Source organism: Pseudomonas extremaustralis (assembly GCF_900102035.1).
GTDB classification, from domain to species: Bacteria; Pseudomonadota; Gammaproteobacteria; order Pseudomonadales; family Pseudomonadaceae; genus Aquipseudomonas; species Aquipseudomonas extremaustralis.
The window spans coordinates 5,045,103-5,064,594 of sequence record NZ_LT629689.1 but is presented as its reverse complement, the minus strand read 5'-3'; the positions used below and the strand labels follow the sequence as shown (position 1 = coordinate 5,064,594).

Below are 19,492 nucleotides of genomic sequence, written 5' to 3'. Positions count from 1 at the left end.
GATGAAACACCGACCGGCGTTTCACGCTTAAACGTTAGGGCACGGCACCGTGCGTCCAGTAAGCCGGATCCGCGTCGTGGCAAGAGCCTTCAATCGGCGGATTGTATATCCCAGAAAAAATGGACACCCCGCCCCGCCGGGGTGCCCATTTTTTGTCTACGGCTTAAACCGGAAACCCATCAAGCATCTTCCGTATCCGCCTCTGCATTCCTGACCAGCCGTTTAAGCATTTTGTTCATATGGGCGTGACGCTTTTCAATCTCGTCCAGCCGCGACTCAGCGCTAGGCACGTCTGCCGAGGTGGGCGCAACATACGGCGTATAGATAAGCCCATATCGTTTGCCCGCATCTTTCATCTGGGCTTCAACAGCCGTCATGGTTGTCTCAAGGCCGGTCAAGCGTCCGTTCGTATCAGTCGGTGCGTCAGGCCGCTTGCCCACGGCCTGTGCGTTTGGCCCTTCGTTGATGGAAAGGATCGTGTTGGTCATCAACTCGACTTTTATTTCATTGTCTGTGAGGCGTGCCTCAATTTTTTGCTGTTGGGTCGCGGAAGGATCAACGGAGGTCGTGGTGCCATCCGCATTCTTTTTTTCTGCGCCAGGCATTTTTGCCTGCGCGTCAATTCTTTCGAGGATGGCTTTAGAAACCATGTGCTGCCCCACACTGAAGGGGATATTTATCAAGTTGCTGGTCGCCGAACTTACAAATGAACTACGTGCGCTGGCAGCCAGTTCAGACGATAGGGGCGCAAATGCATGTTTATTGTGCAGATCGCTAATCGCTTTTGCGCTGCTCGTTGCCGCTCGCGTACCGGTCGCCGCCCCCTGTGGCGTTGGCTTTATCGCGGGTTTTGGGACGGGCCTGGGCGCTGGTCGGGATTGTGGCGTGGGCTTGGCAGCCTTTGGTTTCAGTGGTTTGAGTGGGGACGCACGCCTCAATGCGCGGGTGTCTCGTATATGAATATCTTGATCACTCGCCATGGGATATTCGGGGGAAAACACCCGGGCGCGCTGTGAGCCATGTTCAGTGTTGGAATGCTCTTGGACTGATGCACCATTGCCTTTGATCAACACCGCAGAAGTGCCCGGTGTCTGCGGCTGGGCCGTCGACGCCAAGTGCGGAAGAAAGGGCTGATTGGATAACTTCATAAGTTCACCTCTGAAAATGATATTAGAGAGGCCTCCCTGCAACCTCAGACACTGTGTGACGCCATACAAAAACAAGTTCCAATTTCAGAAGGTAGGCTGTTCAAAATTCAATACAAAATACTCACCCTCGCGCGCCAATAAAAAATGGGCACCCGACCCAGTCGGCGTGCCCATCTTTTTTACCGCCCCGCCTCCCTTCGAGACGGTATTGCTATTACGGGTTGACGCTGTCTTTGAGCGACTTGCCCGGCTTGAATGCAACGGTATTGCTCGCCTTGATCTTCACAGGCTCACCGGTTTGCGGGTTTTTGCCAGTGCGGGCACCGCGGTGACGTTGCAGGAAGGTGCCGAAGCCAACCAGGGTGACGCTGTCCTTGCGGTGCAGGGCGCCGGTGATTTCTTCGAGAACGGCGTTGAGGACGCGGTTGGCCTGTTCTTTGGTGAGATCGGCTTTTTCAGCGATGGCGGCTGCGAGTTCTGGTTTACGCATAAGTGAAGCCTCTTTGACGGTTTTTTGTTGTTATGTCCGTGCCGCTCATCTGTGGAGCAGCGCCCAAAGCGCCGCAGGCTCTACTCTGCGGCAGACGGGAGTGAGGATGGCATGCCCTCGCACGCTCCGCCAGTCTCGCGGCGACCTTTCTAGACTGAAAAACAGGGTTATTCCGACAGAACGACCAGTATTTACGCCAGCAAAGGCGGAAGTTCTTTGTTCAGCGCCAGTTTTTCCATCACCGCGCTGCCGGTAAGTGCATAGCCCAGCAAGCGGCCGCTGGCGTCGCGGCACAGGGCCTTGATGTCGGCGCCCTGGCCTTCGACGCTCCACACGCCTTCGGTGCCGCGTGGCGGGGGCGAAACCACCAGCGGACAGACCGGCGTCTTGACGGTGACCGGCATCGGGCCATAGCTGACAGCCGTGGCATTGCCGGCCAGGGTCTGGGCCAGGGCGCGGGCGCATGTCATCAGCGGCATCACGTACAGCAGGTTCAGGCCATCGACCTCGGCGCAGTCGCCCAGGGCGTAGATATTGGCGTGGGAGGTCTTGAGGTGGCGGTCGACCATGATCCCACGGTTGACCTGCAGGCCGGCGGCGGCCGCCAGGTCGATACGTGGGCGCAGGCCGATGGCCGAGACCACCAGGTCGCACAGGATCACTTTACCGTCCGACAGATGCGCTTCCAGGCCATCGGCGCTGCGTTGCAGGCGATTGAGCACCGGGCCCAGGTGGAAGCGTGCACCCAGGCCTTCCAGCCCGGCCTGGACCGCAGCGGCCGCCGCCGGGTGCAGCAGCGTCGGCATGACTTGCTCGCACGGCGCGACCAGGTCGATCTCATAGCCGCCGAGGATCAGGTCGTTGGCGAATTCGCAGCCGATCAGGCCGGCGCCGAGCACCAGCACACGGTGCTTGCCGGCAGCGGCGGCGCGAAAGCGCGCATAGTCTTCCAGGTCGTTGATCGGAAAAATCAGCTCGGCGGCATCGCCTTCGACCGGTACACGCACGGTTTCCGCGCCCCAGGCCAGGATCAGGTCGCGGTAAGCCACCGCTTCCTCGCCGATCCACAGGCGCTTGTGCCCAGGGTCAATGCCGCTGACGCGCGTGTGGGTACGCACTTCGGCGTTGAGTTGCTCGGCCATGGTGCCCGGTTCGGCCATGCTCAGGCCGTCCGCTTCCTTGTTCTTGCCAAAGCCGGTGGAAAGCATGGGCTTGGAGTAGGAGCGCCCGTCATCCGCGGTGATCAGCAGCAATGGGGTCTCGCTGTCGAGCTTGCGAAACTCCCGGGCCACGTTGTAGCCGGCGAGGCCTGTGCCAATGATCACGACAGGTGCGTTCATTCCTTTCTCCTTGTAATACGTTTCTTAAAAGCTCAAATCAGCCGAGTTCGATCATTTCGAAATCCATTTTGCCCACGCCGCAGTCCGGGCACAGCCAATCTGCCGGGACGTCTTCCCAGCGGGTACCCGGCAGAATTCCATCATCCGGCCAGCCGTCTTTTTCGTCATAGATCAGGCCACAGACTACGCATTGCCACTTCTTCATTACTTACTTCCTCAGGGTCCAGGCATGTTGGCCGGCGGTCGATGGATCCAGCGGTGCCGCGCGGCTCAGGGCGTTTTGTACTGATCGGGGCCGGCAGATGCAAGCACGATCGACACGCGGAGCCGGTTCCTCGCGGCAAAAGATCAGGGCGCCATGGTAAGCTCGCCGCCTCTTTTACTGCCAATACTGACGCACCGTGCCGCATTCAATCGCCCTCCCCGATGCTTGCCAATGGCTGACCCAGAGCCATCTGCTCCCCTTGCCTGCGCCCCTGATCGTCGATTGGCTGTTCGACGAGGGCTCGCTGACACGCCGGCTCACGCGGCTGTCCAGCGATGGTTTCAGCGTGACGCCGCTGTTCGAAGGCTGGCAACCGCTGCGCGACGATGAATGCGCGGCCTTGGATCTGGCCCCGGCCAGTGTCGGCTGGGTGCGCGAGGTGTATTTGCGTGGGCACGGCCAGCCGTGGGTGTTTGCCCGCAGCGTGGCGGCGCGCGGCGCTCTGGAGGGCGATGGCCTGCATATGGACGAGTTGGGCAGCCGCTCGCTCGGCGAATTGCTGTTTTGCGATCAAGCGTTCATCCGCCAGGCGATCGAGGTGTGCCATTACCCGCGTCAGTGGCTGCCTGTCGCCGATCACACCGATGGGCTGTGGGCCCGCCGGTCACGCTTCGATCGCGGGCCGCTGAGCGTGCTGGTGTCGGAAATTTTCTTGCCGAGCTTCTGGCAGGCCCTGCATGACCACCCGGAGAATTGCTGATGTATCAACGTCTGCTCAAATCCTTGAATCGCCTGAACCCCAGGGCGTGGGATTTCATTCAGTTGACCCGCATGGACAAGCCCATCGGCATCTACCTGTTGCTGTGGCCAACGCTGTGGGCGTTGTGGATTGCCGGCAAGGGTTCGCCGTCCTTTATCAACATCGTGATTTTCGTGCTGGGCGTGGTGCTGACCCGCGCCGGCGGCTGCGTGATCAATGACTGGGCCGACCGCAAGGTCGATGGCCATGTGAAACGTACCGAGCAACGCCCGCTGGTGAGCGGCAAGATCAGCTCGAAAGAGGCGCTGGTGTTTTTTGCGCTGCTGATGGGCATCAGTTTCCTACTGGTGCTGCTGACCAACGCCACCACCATCCTGCTGTCCCTGGGCGGCCTGGCGCTGGCGGCGAGCTACCCGTTCATGAAGCGCTACACCTATTACCCGCAGGTGGTGTTGGGGGCGGCGTTTTCCTGGGGCATGCCGATGGCGTTCACCGCCGAAACCGGCAACCTGCCCGCCACCGCGTGGCTGCTATATATCGCCAACCTGCTGTGGACGGTGGGTTACGACACGTATTACGCGATGACGGACCGCGATGACGACTTGAAGATCGGCGTCAAATCCACTGCCATTCTGTTCGGCGATGCCGACCGCGTGATCATCCTCACCCTGCAAGGCCTGGCGCTGGCGTGCCTGTTGCTCGCCGGTGCACGGTTTGAGCTGGGGGCTGGTTCCATCTGGGGTTGTTGGCGGCAGCGGGCTGTTTCGCCTGGGAGTTCTGGTACACCCGGGACAGGGACCGCCTGAAATGCTTCAAGGCGTTTTTGCACAACCACTGGGCGGGGCTGGCGATTTTTGTCGGGATCGTGGCGGACTACGGGTTTCGATGAGGGGCCGGGCCCCTCACCGCTAGTGGGTTGAATCAGGGCTTGGCGACTTTCCAGGCCCCGTCCATTTTGCCGTCGCCCGTCATGTCGCCGGCCTTTTTGTCCATGACGAAGGTGTAGAGCGGCTTACCGCTGTAGGCCCATTGGCTCTTTTGATCGTCACGGGTGATGACGGTCCACTTGCCCATAGGCTTGTCGGTAGATTCGGCCATCAACGGCGGCCAGTTGGTGGCGCATTTGTCGTTACACATGGACTTGCCATCGGCATCCTTGGCGAAGGTATAGAGCGTCATGCCCTTGTGATCCACCAACACCCCATCTTTCGTCATCGCCGGGTCTGCGGCAAATGCCAGGGTCGGCAGCGTCAACGCCGCCGTGACCAGCAGGGCTTTCCAGGAAATCGTGCTGTAAGTCATCGGAACCTTCCTTTTGTGGTTGTCAGGATTCGGACCCAAAGCGTAGTCCAGAGAGGCGTAGATTGCCCAAGCGGCTAAATTACTGTCACACGACTGCAATAATTCCGTTATCTAATGCGGCGCAAGACAGTTAAATGACAAGAGGATTCAGGCATGGTTGGCAGGAGCATTCTGATCGTTGACGACGAAGCGCCCATTCGCGAGATGATCGCCGTCGCGTTGGAAATGGCCGGCTACGACTGCCTGGAGGCAGAGAACTCCCAGCAGGCCCATGCCATTATCGTCGACCGCAAACCGGACCTGATCCTGCTGGACTGGATGCTGCCCGGCACCTCCGGCATCGAACTGGCCCGCCGCCTCAAGCGTGACGAACTGACCGGGGACATCCCGATCATCATGCTCACGGCCAAGGGTGAAGAGGACAACAAGATCCAGGGCCTGGAAGTCGGCGCCGATGACTACATCACCAAGCCGTTTTCCCCACGGGAACTGGTCGCTCGTCTGAAAGCCGTACTGCGCCGCGCCGGCCCCACCGATGGCGAAGCGCCAATCGAAGTCGGCGGCCTGCTGTTGGACCCGATCAGCCACCGCGTGACCATCGACGGTAAACCCGCCGAGATGGGCCCCACCGAGTACCGTCTGCTGCAATTTTTCATGACCCACCAGGAACGCGCCTACACCCGTGGCCAGTTGCTGGACCAGGTGTGGGGCGGCAACGTGTATGTGGAGGAACGCACCGTGGACGTGCATATCCGTCGCCTGCGCAAAGCCTTGGGCGACGCCTACGAGAATCTGGTACAAACCGTGCGCGGCACCGGCTACCGGTTTTCCACCAAGGGTTGAGCTAGCCGCTTTCTGACTTAAACAGCTGACAAGGACGCATGTTCAAGTGAATCAAAACTGGCATGGCACCCTGATCCGCCACATGCTTTTGCTGATCACCGGCAGCCTGCTGGTCGGCTTGATCAGTGGCTACTACGGCTGGAGCCTGGCCGCCGGTATCGGTCTTTACCTGGGCTGGACCCTCAAACAACTGCTGCGCCTGCATGAATGGCTGCGCCAGCACAAACCCGACGAAGCACCACCCGACGGCTACGGCCTGTGGGGCGAAGTGTTCGACAGCATCTACCACCTGCAACGCCGCGACCAACGGGTGCGCGGGCGCCTGCAAGCGGTGATCGACCGGGTGCAGGAATCCACCGCGGCGCTCAAAGACGCGGTGATCATGCTCGACAGCGATGGCAACCTGGAATGGTGGAACCGCGCCGCCGAAACCCTGCTGGGCCTCAAGACGCCCCAGGACAGCGGCCAGCCGGTGACCAACCTGGTGCGTCACCCGCGTTTCAAGGAGTACTTCGAGCAGGAAAACTACGAAGAAGCCCTGGAAATCCCCTCGCCCACCAATGACCGCGTGCGCATCCAGCTGTACCTGACGCGCTACGGCAATAACGAACACCTGATGCTGGTGCGCGACGTGACTCGCATCCACCAGTTGGAACAGATGCGCAAAGACTTCGTCGCCAACGTCTCCCACGAACTGCGCACGCCGCTGACGGTGATCTGCGGTTACCTGGAGACGCTGCTGGACAACGTCGACGAGATCAACCCGCGCTGGAGCCGCGCCCTGCAGCAGATGCAGCAACAGGGTTCACGCATGCAGACGCTGCTCAACGACCTGCTGCTGCTGGCCAAGCTGGAAGCCACCGACTACCCCTCGGACAACCACCCGGTGGCCGTCCAGAGCCTGCTGCAGACCATCAAGAATGACGCCCAGGCCCTTTCCGGCCAGCGCGGGCAACAGATCACCCTGGAAGCCGACCCGTCGATATTGCTCAAGGGCAGTGAAGGCGAATTGCGCAGCGCGTTTTCCAACCTGGTGTTCAACGCCGTGAAATACACCCAGGACAAGGGCAATATCCGCATCCGCTGGTGGGCCGACGACCAGGGCGCGCACCTGAGCGTGCAGGACTCCGGCATCGGTATCGACGCCAAACACCTGCCGCGCCTGACCGAGCGGTTCTACCGCGTCGATTCCAGCCGCAACTCCAACACCGGCGGCACCGGGCTGGGCCTGGCGATCGTCAAGCATGTGCTTCTGCGCCACCGCGCACGCCTGGAAATCAGCAGCGTGCTGGGCCATGGCAGCACCTTCACCTGCCATTTCCCGCCAACCCAAGTGACCCGTTCGCGGGCGATTGATCAGGATGCCTAGCGCCCCGCCAAGCAGCGGGCACTAGGCAAGCGCCCCGTCAGCCGCTACATTGGCCGACTTACGCCTGCCTTTCAGGCCCTCCTGTCCCCCTTTATTGAACACACGGAACCAGCAAAACCCCATCATGGACCCTTCCCCTGGTATCACCCTGGCTACACTCTTCGCCGATTTCGGCATGATTCTTTTTGCACTGATCCTGGTACTGCTCAACGGTTTCTTCGTTGCGGCGGAGTTTGCCATGGTCAAACTCCGCTCCACGCGGGTCGAGGCGATCGCCGACACCAACGGCTGGCGCGGGCAGATCCTGCGTACCGTACACAGCCAGCTCGATGCGTACCTGTCGGCCTGCCAGTTGGGTATCACCCTTGCCTCCCTGGGGCTGGGCTGGGTCGGTGAGCCCGCCTTCGCGCACATCCTCGAGCCGTTGCTGGGAGCGGTAGGCGTCGAGTCGCCGGAAGTGATCAAGGGCGTGTCGTTCTTTTCCGCCTTCTTCATGATTTCCTACCTGCACATCGTGGTCGGCGAGCTGGCGCCCAAGTCCTGGGCGATTCGCAAGCCAGAGCTGCTGTCACTGTGGACGGCGGTGCCGCTGTACCTGTTCTACTGGACCATGTACCCGGCGATCTACCTGCTCAACGCCAGTGCCAACGCCATCCTGCGCATCGCCGGCCAAGGCGAGCCCGGCCCGCACCATGAGCACAATTACAGCCGCGAAGAACTCAAGTTGATCCTGCACTCCAGCCGTGGCCAGGACCCGAGCGACCAAGGCATGCGCGTGCTGGCCTCGGCCGTGGAAATGGGCGAGCTGGAAGTGGTCGACTGGGCCAACTCCCGGGAAGACCTGGTGACCCTGGACTTCAACGCCCCGCTCAAGGAAATCCTCGCGCTGTTCCGCCGGCACAAATACAGCCGCTACCCCGTGTATGACGCGGTACGCAATGAGTTCGTGGGCCTGTTGCACATCAAGGACCTGCTGCTGGAACTGGCAGACCTGGACCACATCCCCGAGTCGTTCAACCTGGCCGAGCTGACCCGCCCGCTGGAGCGTGTGTCGCGGCATATGCCGTTGTCGCAGTTGCTGGAGCAGTTCCGCAAAGGCGGCGCGCACTTTGCCCTGGTGGAAGAAGCCGATGGCAAGGTCATCGGCTACCTGACCATGGAAGACGTGCTGGAAGTGCTGGTGGGCGATATCCAGGACGAACACCGCAAGGCCGAGCGCGGCATCCTCGCCTACCAGCCGGGCAAACTGCTGGTACGTGGCGATACGCCGCTGTTCAAGGTCGAGCGCCTGCTGGGTGTCGACCTGGACCACATCGAAGCCGAAACCCTGGCCGGGCTGATCTACGACACCCTCAAACGGGTGCCGGAAGAAGAAGAAGTCCTGGAGGTCGAGGGGTTGCGGATCATCATCAAGAAGATGAAAGGCCCGAAAATCGTGCTGGCCAAGGTCTTGTTGCTGGAGTGACCGAAAGCGCGGGGTGCCTGGCACCCCGTGGTGTTACAAGCGCGCTCCTACGCCTGCCATCAATTGCCCAGGGCAAAATTGGGCAGTGTGCCGACCGGCTGGTTGAATTCGTAAGGAATCGACACCAGCCCCGCCTCGGTATGCTGTTGCACCACAAAGTGCAAATGGGGCCCGCTGCTGTTGCCGGTGTTGCCCGATAACCCCAGCGCGCCGCCCACCCTCACCCGCTGTCCCGGCCGGACACTGACCGAGCCCTGCTTGAGGTGCAGGTACACGCCCTGGGTGCCGTCATCGTGCTGCACGCGCACGAAATTCCCCGACGCGTCGTTACCGCGTCCGACCTGCTCATTCTCGATGTTCATCACCACCCCACTGCGGGCCGCAATGATCGGCGTGCCTTCGGGCATGGCGATGTCCATGGCATAGCGGCTTTTGGCGTCCGTGTGGCTGAAGCTGCCGTTGGGGCCTTGGGTCAGGCGAAAGGGCCCGCCGCGCCAGGGCAAGGGGTAGCGGTAGGCTGGCTGTGGGTAACGGGGCTTGGGCCGTTCGAGCACCGGCCGCGACACCCGCTCGGTCCTGCGCTCCTGGATCACGAATGCCTGGGCGCCCGGGGTTTGCCGGTCGCTGAAGAACACCTCGCCATGGGCGTCGGTGGATTTGTAGAGGGTCATGGCCAGGGTCGACGTGGCAACCGTGGCCAGCCCACAGAACAGCAACAGGCGAAGGAGCATGGCGCGAACCTGCCGGAGAGACTGAACGGCAGGCTAGCAAGCCTTGATGACAAGACTGTGTGAGGCTCCCCCGATAACCGTGGGAGCGAGCCCCCACATAAGCCCACACCTATTGGCAGGTAGCGTTCTCTAAATCAGGCACCCGGCACGAAATGCTTCTGCGCCGTGCCGCGTGCGATCAGGCGCGAGATGTAGTCGAGCTTCTGCGCATCCTGGTCGATAAACCGGAAGGTCAGTTGCAGCCAATCGCTGTCCGGCTTGGGCTCGAAGGCGGCCACGGCGTGCAGGTAGCCATTGAGGCGGGCGACTTCGGCGTTGTCGCCTTGCTCAAGGTCGAGCACGGCGCTTTCCAGTACCTGGGGCAGCACTTCGCCGCGGCGTACCACCAGCAGCGCTTCCTTGATGCTCAGCGCCTTGATCACGCACTGCTGGGTGCCGCTGGACAGACGCAGCTGGCCCTGGCCACGACCACTGGCCTGCGACGCGGCCGGGGCCTGGACGGGCGGACTGTTGAGCAGCCCCCTGCTCGGTGCCGCCGCCGGTGCTGCCGCCGCTGCCTGAGCGACCTTGACCGCTTCAGGCTTGCCGCCGGTCAGGGCACTCAGGGAGTCGTTACCGAAGGCCGAGTTCATTTTGGTCGGGGCGCTGGCGACCAGTGCATCGAGGCGGCCGACCTTGTGCAGGGCCTGCTTGACCTTGTTCAGCAACTGCTCGTTCGTGAACGGTTTGCTGACATAGCCCGAAACCCCGGCCTGGATCGCCTGAACCACGTTTTCCTTGTCGCCGCGGCTGGTCACCATCACGAACGGCATGGCCTTGAGGTGCGTCTGTTCGCGGCACCAGGTCAGCAGTTCAAGCCCGGACATTTCCGGCATTTCCCAGTCGCACAGCACCAGGTCGAAGCTCTCGCGCATCAGGATGGTCTGAGCCTTTTTGCCGTTCACCGCATCTTCAAGCTTGATCCCGGGGAAGTAGTTACGCAGGCACTTCTTCACTAGATCGCGAATAAACGAGGCGTCATCCACCACCAATACACTGACTTTACTCATCGACCCTTCATCCTATAAAAACGGCGGCACGCAAAACGCCTGACTAATGGCATTTTGCCAAAACTCTGTCGTCACGTTGGAAGTTTATTGCCCTGACTGCACAAAAAATTCAGCTGCTACAAACGAAAACGCCCGACCAAAGGCCGGGCGTTAATTTCTCGGGCAACCTTACTTATCGTCAGGTTCGCCCGGAACATTAGGGATTTGATCGGCTGAACCTTCAACTTCGGCCTTCATGCGCTTGAGACCCATGTGCCGCACGTCGGTGCCGCGCACCAGGTAGATCACCAGTTCCGAGATATTGCGCGCGTGGTCGCCGATGCGCTCCAGGGAACGCAGCACCCAAATGATGCTCAAGACCCGCGAGATAGAGCGCGGGTCTTCCATCATGTAGGTCGCCAGTTCGCGCAGCGCGGTCTTGTATTCGCGATCGATGGTCTTGTCGTACTGGGCCACCGACAACGCCAGTTCGGCGTCGAAACGGGCGAATGCGTCGAGGGCATCGCGCACCATGTTGCGCACCTGGTCGCCGATGTGGCGCACTTCCACGTATCCGCGCGGTGCTTCGCCTTCTTCGCACAGTTGGATGGCGCGGCGAGCGATCTTGGTGGCTTCGTCGCCGATGCGCTCCAGGTCGATCACCGACTTGGAGATGCTGATGATCAAACGCAGGTCGGAGGCCGCCGGCTGGCGACGGGCCAGAATGCGCAGGCATTCTTCGTCGATGTTGCGCTCCATCTGGTTGATCTGGTCATCGATCTCACGCACCTGCTGGGCCAGGCCCGAGTCGGCCTCGATCAGCGCGGTGACCGCATCGTTGACTTGCTTCTCCACCAGCCCGCCCATCGCCAGGAGGTGGCTGCGCACTTCCTCGAGCTCGGCGTTGAACTGCGCGGAGATGTGATGGGTAAGGCCTTCTTTGCTAATCATGTTGGCGTCCTTGGAGCGTCCGGTAAGGTGCGGTGAGCCGCAGCGTCAGTGCAATGAGAACCACAGCTTCCTAGCCATAGCGACCGGTGATGTAGTCTTCGGTCTGCTTCTTCGCCGGATTGGTGAACAAGGTATCGGTATCGCCGAACTCCACGAGTTTGCCCATGTACATGAACGCGGTGTAGTCGGAAACCCGCGCCGCCTGTTGCATGTTGTGGGTCACGATGACGATGGTGAACTTGGACTTGAGCTCGTAGATCAGCTCCTCGACTTTCAGCGTGGAGATCGGGTCGAGTGCCGAGCAGGGTTCGTCGAGCAGCAGCACTTCCGGTTCCACGGCGATGGTGCGGGCGATCACCAGACGCTGCTGCTGGCCGCCGGACAAGCCCAGTGCCGACTCGTGCAGGCGGTCCTTGACCTCGTCCCACAGCGCCGCGCCCTTGAGGGCCCACTCGACCGCTTCGTCGAGGATGCGCTTTTTATTGATGCCCTGGATACGCAGGCCGTAGACCACGTTTTCGTAGATGGTCTTGGGGAATGGGTTGGGCTTCTGGAACACCATGCCCACCCGACGACGCAGCTCGGCCACGTCTTCGCCCTTGCGGTAGATGTTGGTGCCATACAGGTTGATCGCCCCTTCCACCCGGCAACCGTCCACCAGGTCGTTCATGCGGTTGAAAGTGCGCAGCAACGTGGACTTGCCGCAGCCGGACGGGCCGATAAAGGCAGTCACGCGCTGCTTGGGGATGTTCATGCTGACGTCGAACAGCGCCTGTTTGTCGCCGTAGTACAGGCTCAGGCCCGGTACTTCGATGGCCACGGTTTCTTCGGCCAGGCTCAGGCTCTGCTTGTCGCGACCCAGAGCAGACATGTTGATGCCATGGGATTGGGTTTCTTGTTGCATGGGATGCTCCCTGTGCTGTTGTGTGGGAGGGGGCTTGCTCCCGATTGCGGTGTATCAGAAACACATGTGCTGGTTGACACACCGCTATCGGGAGCAAGCCCCCTCCCACAAATAAGTCCGCATTCGATTCAGATCAGCTATCCAGCGCTTTGTATTTTTCGCGCAGGTGGTTACGGATCCACACTGCCGACAAGTTGAGCGTGGCGATCACCAGCACCAGCAACAACGCGGTGGCATATACCAGTGGCCGTGCGGCTTCGACGTTGGGGCTCTGGAAGCCGACGTCATAAATATGGAAGCCCAGGTGCATGATCTTCTGGTCCAGGTGCAAGTAAGGGTAGTTGCCGTCCAACGGCAGCGATGGGGCCAGCTTGACCACACCCACCAGCATCAGCGGCGCCACTTCACCGGCGGCGCGGGCCACGGCGAGGATCATGCCGGTCATCATCGCCGGGCTGGCCATGGGCAGCACGATCTTCCACAGCGTTTCCGCCTTGGTCGCGCCCAGTGCCAGGGAACCTTCGCGCACGGTGCGAGGAATCCGCGCCAGGCCTTCTTCGGTGGCCACGATCACCACCGGCACCGCCAACAGCGCCAGGGTCAGCGAGGCCCACAGCAGGCCGGGCGTACCGAAGGTGGGTGCCGGCAGCGCTTCGGCGAAGAACAGGCGGTCGACCGAGCCACCCAATACATACACGAAGAAGCCCAGGCCGAACACGCCGTAGACGATGGCCGGTACGCCGGCGAGGTTGTTCACGGCGATGCGGATGATCCGCGTCAGGGTGTTCTGCTTGGCGTATTCGCGCAGGTACACCGCCGCCAGCACGCCGAACGGGGTCACGATCATCGCCATGATCAGGGTCATCATCACGGTGCCGAAGATCGCCGGGAAAATCCCGCCTTCGGTGTTGGCTTCCCGTGGGTCGTCACTCAGGAATTCCCAGACCTTGCTGAAGTAAAAGCCGATCTTGGTCATCGTGCCCATGGCGTTCGGCTGATAGGCGTGGACCACTTTGCCGATGCCGATTTCCACTTCCTTGCCATTGGCATCGCGGGCCGTCAGGGCATCGCGGTTGAACTGGGCATGCAGGTCGGACAGACGCGCTTCGATGTCCTGGTAACGGGCATTCAGCTCGGCGCGATCGGCGTCCATGTCGGCCTGGGCGGCGGCGTCGAGCTTGCCTTCCAGTTCCAGCTTGCGACCGTGCAGGCGGATACGCTCGAGACCGGCGTTGATCGCGCCGATGTCGGACTTCTCCAGGGTCTTGAGCTGGGCCGCCAGCTTGTTCACGCGGTCGACACGGGCCAGCAGCTCCGGCCACGCGGCTTCGCCTTCGGCGATGACCTTGCCGTCCTGCTTGACGTTGACCAGGGTGCCGTAGAAGTTGCCCCACTCACGACGCTCGATGGTCATCAGTTGCGCCGGCTTGGCCTGGTTGGTCAGCCACTCGCCGATGATCCAGGTGAAGTCGTTGCCGTTCAGGTCCCGGTTACCGACCTTGATCAGCTCGCGGGTCATGAATTCCGGGCCCTCATCGGGCACCGGCAAGCCAGCGCTTTTCAGGCGCTCGCGCGGCACTTCTTCTTTCTGCACCACTTCGCCGATGACGATATGGTTGGCCTGGCCCGGTACATCGTAGTTGGCCTGGATCAGGTCAGCCGGCCAGAAGTGGCCCAAACCACGCACCGCAATCACAGCCAGCAAACCAATGGTCATGATGACCGCGATGGACACCGCGCCACCGCTGATCCACACACCGGGGGCGCCGCTCTTGAACCATCCATTCAGGGAGTTCTGTTTCACAGACTTCTACCTTTCTTAAAGCGACGAGTATTTCTTGCGCAGACGCTGACGAATCAGCTCGGCGAGGGTGTTCATGATGAAAGTGAACAACAGCAGCACCAGCGCCGAAAGGAACAGCACGCGGTAGTGACTGCCGCCCACTTCCGACTCAGGCATTTCCACCGCGACGTTGGCCGCCAGGGTACGCAGGCCTTCGAACAGGTTCATTTCCATCACCGGGGTGTTACCGGTGGCCATCAGCACGATCATGGTCTCGCCGACGGCGCGGCCCATACCGATCATCAGCGCCGAGAAAATCCCCGGGCTGGCGGTCAGGATCACCACGCGGGTCATGGTCTGCCATGGCGTGGCACCCAGGGCCAGGGAGCCCAGGGTCAGACCGCGCGGCACGCTGAACACGGCGTCTTCGGCGATGGAGTAGATGTTCGGGATCACCGCGAACCCCATCGCCAGGCCGACCACCAGAGCGTTGCGCTGGTCGTAGGTGATGCCCAGGTCGTGGGAGATCCACATCCGCATGTCGCCGCCGAAGAACCAGGTTTCCATGTACGGGCTCATGTACAGCGAGAGCCAGCCCACGAACAGGATCACCGGGATCAGGATCGCGCTTTCCCAGCCATCGGGCACCCGCAGGCGGATGGACTCAGGCAGGCGACTGAAGACAAAACCGGCCACCAGGATGCCAATCGGCACCAGCATCAGCAGGCTGAAAATCCCCGGTAGATGCCCTTCGACATACGGCGCGAGGAACAGGCCGGCGAAGAAGCCGAGGATCACCGTCGGCATCGCTTCCATCAGCTCGATCACCGGCTTGACCTTGCGGCGCAGGCTCGGGGCCATGAAGTAAGCGGTGTAGATCGCCGCGGCCACGGCCAGGGGCGCAGCCAGCAGCATGGCGTAGAACGCGGCCTTCAAGGTGCCGAAGGTCAGCGGCGCCAGGCTCATCTTGGGTTCGAAATCGGTGTTGGCGGCGGTCGATTGCCAGACGTATTTAGGCTCGTCGTAGTTTTCGTACCAGACCTTGCTCCACAGCGCGCTCCACGAAACTTCCGGGTGCGGGTTGTCCAGCAGCAACGGTTGCAGCTTGCCGCCGGCTTCGACGATCACACGGTTGGCCCGTGGCGACAGGCCGAACACGCCCTGGCCATCGACCACCGGGTCCACCAGCAAGGTGCGGTGGGCGGTGCTGTGGAACACGCCGAACTTGCCGGAAGCGTCGAGGGCGGTGAAGCCTTTGCGACGTTCTTCGGCAGTGATCTCAACGATGGGCGCGGTGCCCATCTGGAAGGTGCGGATCTGCTTCAGGTGTTGTTCGCCATCCGGGTCGCGGGCCATGAACCACTGGGCCAGGCCGCCCTTGGAGTTACCCACGATCAGCGAAATACCGCCCACCAGTTGGGTACTGGCGGTGATTTCGGCGTCGGCGTCTTCCAAGAGTTTGTAGCGCCCGTTGAGGCTCTTGTCGCGCAGGCTGAACACATCGGCCAGGGCACGACCGTTGACCACGTACAGCCACTGCTGGCGCGGGTCGATGAAGATCGCCTTCACCGGCTCGGTCATCTGCGGCAGCTCGATACGCTTCTGCTCGCTGGTGACTTCGCCGGTCATCATGTTTTCTTCGCGGCTCAGGGACAGCACGTTCAGGTGCGAACCCGAGGAACCGGCCACCACCAGGGAGGAGTCGGTGGCATTGAGGGCAACGTGTTCCAGCGGGCGACCGGCCTCATCCAGCACGATCGGGGTGTCGCCGTAGGGGTATTCGATTGCCGGAGTAATGGTTTTCTTGCCGTCCGGGTAGGACACCTTATAGGTGTGGCGGAACACCAGGGACTGGCCATTGGACAAGCCGAGGATCACCAGCGGGCTGCCCGGCTGGTCTTTACCAATCGACACAACGCTGACGCCGGCCGCCAGCGGCAGGTCGATACGCTTGAGCTCGGCGCCGGTGGCGATATCAAAGAACAGCGCCTGGCCCTTGTCGGAAATCCGCATGGCGACTTGGTTCTGTTCTTCCAGGGAGATCATCAGCGGCTTGCCGGCGTCCTGAATCCACGCCGGTGTCAGCGCGTCCTCCTTCGTCAGCGAAGCCCCCTGGAACAGTGGCGCAACGACATAGCCGAGAAAAAAGAAAATCAGGGTAATGGCACCGAGGACGGCGAGGCCACCGACCAGCACGTACCAGCGGGTCAGGCGATCCTTGAGCGCGCGGATGCGGCGCTTGCGTTGCAGCTCAGGCGTATTGAAGTCAATGCGCTTGGGGGGAGAAGTCGTCGTCATGGTGGAATTGGCCAGATCATTCATGCGCACACCCTAGCGATCCTGTATGACAGAAAGATGACAATGCAGTGACGCACAAAATCCGCCGCGAAGCAGTGCTGGCAGCGGACTAAAAATTAGGAGTTTCTGTAGGAGCAAGCTTGCTCGCGAAGATCGCTAACGATAACGCGCCACTTCTGAATAAACGCGCGGCTCTATCGTCTTTCGCGAGCAAGCTCGCCCCTACAGAAAGGCCGGTTTTACCCGGCCCGGCAACTTAGTTGCCTTCTTTCAGACCCAGGTCAGCCAGGGCCTTGGCGGCCACTTTGGCGGGCAGTGGGATGTAGCCGTCTTTAACCACGACTTCCTGGCCCTGTTTGGACAGAACCAGTTTCACGAACTCAGCTTCCAGCGGGGCCAGTGGCTTGTTCGGGGCTTTGTTGACATACACGTAGAGGAAACGCGACAGCGGGTATTTGCCGTTCAGGGCGTTTTCTTCGCTGTCTTCGATGAACTCAGTGCTGCCTTTCTTGGCCAGGGCCACGGTCTTCACGCTGGCGGTCTTGTAACCGATGCCCGAGTAACCGATACCGTTCAGCGAAGAGCTGATCGACTGCACAACCGAAGCCGAGCCTGGTTGTTCGTTCACGTTGGACTTGTAGTCGCCTTTGCACAGGGCTTCTTCCTTGAAGTAGCCGTAGGTGCCGGATACCGAGTTGCGCCCGAACAGTTGCACTGGCTTGTTGGCCAGGTCGCCGGTCACACCCAGGTCGCCCCAGGTTTTCACGTCGGCTTTAGCGCCGCACAGACGCGTCGAAGAGAAGATCGCGTCGACTTGTTCCATGGTCAGGTGCTGGATCGGGTTGTCCTTGTGCACGAACACAGCCAGGGCATCCACGGCCACCGGAATAGCGGTTGGCTTGTAGCCGTACTTCTGCTCGAAGGCCGCCAGTTCGGTGTCCTTCATCTTGCGGCTCATCGGGCCCAGGTTGGAGGTGCCTTCAGTCAGCGCAGGTGGCGCAGTCGCGGAGCCAGCAGCTTGAATCTGGATGTTGACGTTCGGGTATTCCTTCTTATAACCCTCAGCCCACAGGGTCATCAGGTTAGCCAGGGTATCGGAACCGACGCTGGACAAGTTGCCCGACACACCAGTGGTCTTAACATAAGCCGGAATTGCCGGGTCAACACCAGCGGCCACCGCGTTGGCGGTCGCAACGCCAGCAGCGACAAAAGTCATTGCCGCCATCAAACGTTTCAGTTTCATGCCTTGCTCCTAGCAGATAGGGATAGTTGGATCGGGGCCAAGTATCAGCAGGCCGTGTGAACACTCTATGTCCGAAATATGACAATTGGATGAAAGGCCAGCATTGAGAGAGAAGGCGGTCTAGGGGCGAATGCCTGCAAAAATTTAGCGCCCCCGCGTCCACAGATACCCACCCACCCCCATCCCCATCACACACAAGATGGCAACGTAGTAGGCCGGGCCCATCGGGCTTCCCTTCATCAGCAGCGACACCGCCAGGGGCGTCAACCCGCCGAACACGGCATAGGCAACGTTGTAGGAGAACGACAGGCCGCTGAAGCGCACCACCGGCGGAAACGCTTTGACCATGACGTAAGGCACGACGCCAATGGTGCCGACGAACAAACCGGTCAAGGCGTACAGCTCAAACAGCCATTCAGGATGGGCGAACAGGCTGTGATAAAGCGTCCAGGACGTCGCCAGCAGCAGCGCGCAACCGATGAACAGCACCCGACCGGCACCGAAACGGTCGGCCAGGGCGCCGGAGGCGATGCAACCCAGGGTCAGGGTGACGATGGCCAGGCTGTTGGCTTGCAGGGCAACGGTCGGGCTGAAGTTGTAAATGGTCTGCAGCACGGTCGGAGTCATCAGGATGACCACCACCACGCCGGCCGACAGCAACCAGGTCAACAACATCGACAGCACGATGGCACCACGGTGGTCGCGCAACACGGCGCGCAACGGTACCTCGGCGGCCAGGGCCTTGCGTTGCTGCATCTCGGCGAAGACCGGCGTTTCATGCAGCCAGCGGCGCAGGTACACCGACAACAGGCCGAACACGCCGCCGAGCAGGAACGGGATACGCCAGGCGTAATCCGAGACCTGCTCCGGGGTATACAGCGTGTTGATCGTAGTGGCCACCAGCGAGCCCAGCAGAATGCCGGCGGTCAGGCCGCTGGTCAGGGTGCCGCAGGCGTAACCGATATGGCGCGCCGGCACGTGTTCGGAGACGAACACCCAGGCGCCCGGCACCTCACCGCCAATCGCCGCGCCCTGGATCACGCGCATCAACAGCAACAACAGCGGCGCCAACAGGCCGATCTGCGCATAGGTCGGCAGCAGGCCCATGATCAGGGTCGGTACGGCCATCATGAAGATGCTCAGGGTGAACATTTTCTTGCGCCCCAGCAGGTCGCCGAAGTGCGCCATGACGATGCCGCCCAGCGGGCGCGCCAGGTAGCCGGCGGCGAAGATGCCGAAGGTCTGCAACCCGCGCAGCCAATCGGGCATGTCGGGGGGGAAGAACAGTTTTCCGACCACGACGGCGAAAAACACGAAGATGACGAAATCGTAGAATTCCAGCGCCCCGCCCAAGGCAGACAGCGACAGGGTTTTGTAGTCGTTGCGGGTCAGCGGGCGCGACGGCTGCGCACTGCTTGCGGGCACGGAGGACATGGCGAGGCTTCTCTTATTAGTCAGAACGGCAGACCCGAAAGGCTGTCTGAGCCAAAACGGGTTGGGCAAGATAGCAAATCGCTTGTCAAAGTACATCACAAGCACAGTTGCCGGAAAAAGCCGCAATACAGCGGCCAATTGCCGACCAAATGAGCGCCGGGAGGTCGTCGTGACGCATGTGTGTCGATATACTCGGCC

The 19,492-nt window shown here is 61.2% G+C and carries 17 protein-coding genes and 1 pseudogene; 5 read left to right on the top strand and 13 right to left on the bottom strand.

Translation table 11 applies throughout. From position 1 onward, the window contains the following. Positions 1 to 179 precede the first annotated feature (179 nt). The 4 genes from BLR63_RS31965 to BLR63_RS23195 form a co-directional block, all read right to left on the bottom strand. Complete coding sequence (locus BLR63_RS31965; protein WP_231998104.1) at positions 180 to 1,148, bottom strand: hypothetical protein; 969 nt, start codon at positions 1,146 to 1,148, stop codon at positions 180 to 182. A gap of 214 nt (positions 1,149 to 1,362) precedes the next feature. Further along, positions 1,363 to 1,638, bottom strand: a complete 276-nt coding sequence (locus BLR63_RS23205; RefSeq protein ID WP_003213368.1) for an HU family DNA-binding protein — start codon at positions 1,636 to 1,638, stop codon at positions 1,363 to 1,365. Positions 1,639 to 1,829: 191 nt separating this feature from the next. Beyond that, positions 1,830 to 2,978, bottom strand: coding sequence for an NAD(P)/FAD-dependent oxidoreductase (locus tag BLR63_RS23200; RefSeq protein ID WP_010566951.1), 1,149 nt, complete (start codon positions 2,976 to 2,978; stop codon positions 1,830 to 1,832). A 37-nt stretch (positions 2,979 to 3,015) separates the two neighbouring features. After that, on the bottom strand, positions 3,016 to 3,183 hold the full coding sequence (locus BLR63_RS23195) for a rubredoxin (protein ID WP_010566950.1): 168 nt from the start codon (positions 3,181 to 3,183) through the stop codon (positions 3,016 to 3,018). 196 nt (positions 3,184 to 3,379) lie between these two features. Here BLR63_RS23195 and BLR63_RS23190 point away from each other — a divergent pair, with 196 nt between their 5' ends. Next, positions 3,380 to 3,943 carry a chorismate--pyruvate lyase family protein gene (locus BLR63_RS23190; protein ID WP_010566949.1) on the top strand — a complete coding sequence of 188 codons (564 nt, stop codon included), beginning with the start codon at positions 3,380 to 3,382 and terminating at the stop codon, positions 3,941 to 3,943. Next, positions 3,943 to 4,832: pseudogene (ubiA, locus tag BLR63_RS23185) on the top strand (4-hydroxybenzoate octaprenyltransferase). The gene BLR63_RS23190 and the pseudogene ubiA overlap by 1 nt, the downstream one beginning before the upstream one ends. Before the next feature lie 32 nt (positions 4,833 to 4,864). Here ubiA and BLR63_RS23180 read toward each other — a convergent pair. After that, positions 4,865 to 5,245, bottom strand: a complete 381-nt coding sequence (locus BLR63_RS23180; protein ID WP_010566947.1) for a COG4315 family predicted lipoprotein — start codon at positions 5,243 to 5,245, stop codon at positions 4,865 to 4,867. 153 nt (positions 5,246 to 5,398) lie between these two features. Between BLR63_RS23180 and phoB the strand changes: the two genes are divergently transcribed. From phoB to BLR63_RS23165, 3 genes are all read left to right on the top strand, one after another. After that, a complete protein-coding gene (gene phoB / locus BLR63_RS23175; protein ID WP_003176964.1) occupies positions 5,399 to 6,088 on the top strand; it encodes a phosphate regulon transcriptional regulator PhoB in 690 nt (229 codons plus the stop codon). A gap of 82 nt (positions 6,089 to 6,170) precedes the next feature. Further along, positions 6,171 to 7,457: a phosphate regulon sensor histidine kinase PhoR gene (gene phoR / locus BLR63_RS23170; protein WP_231998193.1), complete on the top strand. Its 1,287-nt coding sequence runs from the start codon at positions 6,171 to 6,173 to the stop codon at positions 7,455 to 7,457. Positions 7,458 to 7,581: 124 nt separating this feature from the next. Beyond that, positions 7,582 to 8,922 carry a hemolysin family protein gene (locus BLR63_RS23165; RefSeq protein ID WP_010566945.1) on the top strand — a complete coding sequence of 447 codons (1,341 nt, stop codon included), beginning with the start codon at positions 7,582 to 7,584 and terminating at the stop codon, positions 8,920 to 8,922. Positions 8,923 to 8,981: 59 nt separating this feature from the next. Here BLR63_RS23165 and BLR63_RS23160 read toward each other — a convergent pair whose 3' ends face one another. The 8 genes from BLR63_RS23160 to BLR63_RS23125 form a co-directional block, all read right to left on the bottom strand. Then, complete coding sequence (locus BLR63_RS23160; RefSeq protein WP_010566944.1) at positions 8,982 to 9,653, bottom strand: M23 family metallopeptidase; 672 nt, start codon at positions 9,651 to 9,653, stop codon at positions 8,982 to 8,984. A 134-nt stretch (positions 9,654 to 9,787) separates the two neighbouring features. Continuing rightward, on the bottom strand, positions 9,788 to 10,702 hold the full coding sequence (locus BLR63_RS23155; protein WP_010566943.1) for a response regulator: 915 nt from the start codon (positions 10,700 to 10,702) through the stop codon (positions 9,788 to 9,790). A 168-nt stretch (positions 10,703 to 10,870) separates the two neighbouring features. Continuing rightward, on the bottom strand, positions 10,871 to 11,632 hold the full coding sequence (gene phoU, locus BLR63_RS23150; protein ID WP_010566942.1) for a phosphate signaling complex protein PhoU: 762 nt from the start codon (positions 11,630 to 11,632) through the stop codon (positions 10,871 to 10,873). A gap of 70 nt (positions 11,633 to 11,702) precedes the next feature. Next, positions 11,703 to 12,536 (bottom strand): phosphate ABC transporter ATP-binding protein PstB, encoded by an 834-nt coding sequence (pstB, locus tag BLR63_RS23145; RefSeq protein WP_010566941.1) that lies wholly within the window; start codon positions 12,534 to 12,536, stop codon positions 11,703 to 11,705. Between the two features lie 133 nt (positions 12,537 to 12,669). After that, complete coding sequence (gene pstA / locus BLR63_RS23140) at positions 12,670 to 14,340, bottom strand: phosphate ABC transporter permease PstA (protein WP_010566940.1); 1,671 nt, start codon at positions 14,338 to 14,340, stop codon at positions 12,670 to 12,672. Positions 14,341 to 14,355: 15 nt separating this feature from the next. Beyond that, on the bottom strand, positions 14,356 to 16,389 hold the full coding sequence (locus BLR63_RS23135) for an ABC transporter permease subunit (RefSeq protein ID WP_179130331.1): 2,034 nt from the start codon (positions 16,387 to 16,389) through the stop codon (positions 14,356 to 14,358). A gap of 484 nt (positions 16,390 to 16,873) precedes the next feature. Further along, a complete protein-coding gene (locus BLR63_RS23130; RefSeq protein ID WP_010566938.1) occupies positions 16,874 to 17,860 on the bottom strand; it encodes a phosphate ABC transporter substrate-binding protein PstS in 987 nt (328 codons plus the stop codon). A gap of 144 nt (positions 17,861 to 18,004) precedes the next feature. After that, positions 18,005 to 19,294, bottom strand: coding sequence for an MFS transporter (locus BLR63_RS23125; protein WP_010566937.1), 1,290 nt, complete (start codon positions 19,292 to 19,294; stop codon positions 18,005 to 18,007). Positions 19,295 to 19,492: the final 198 nt, after the last annotated feature.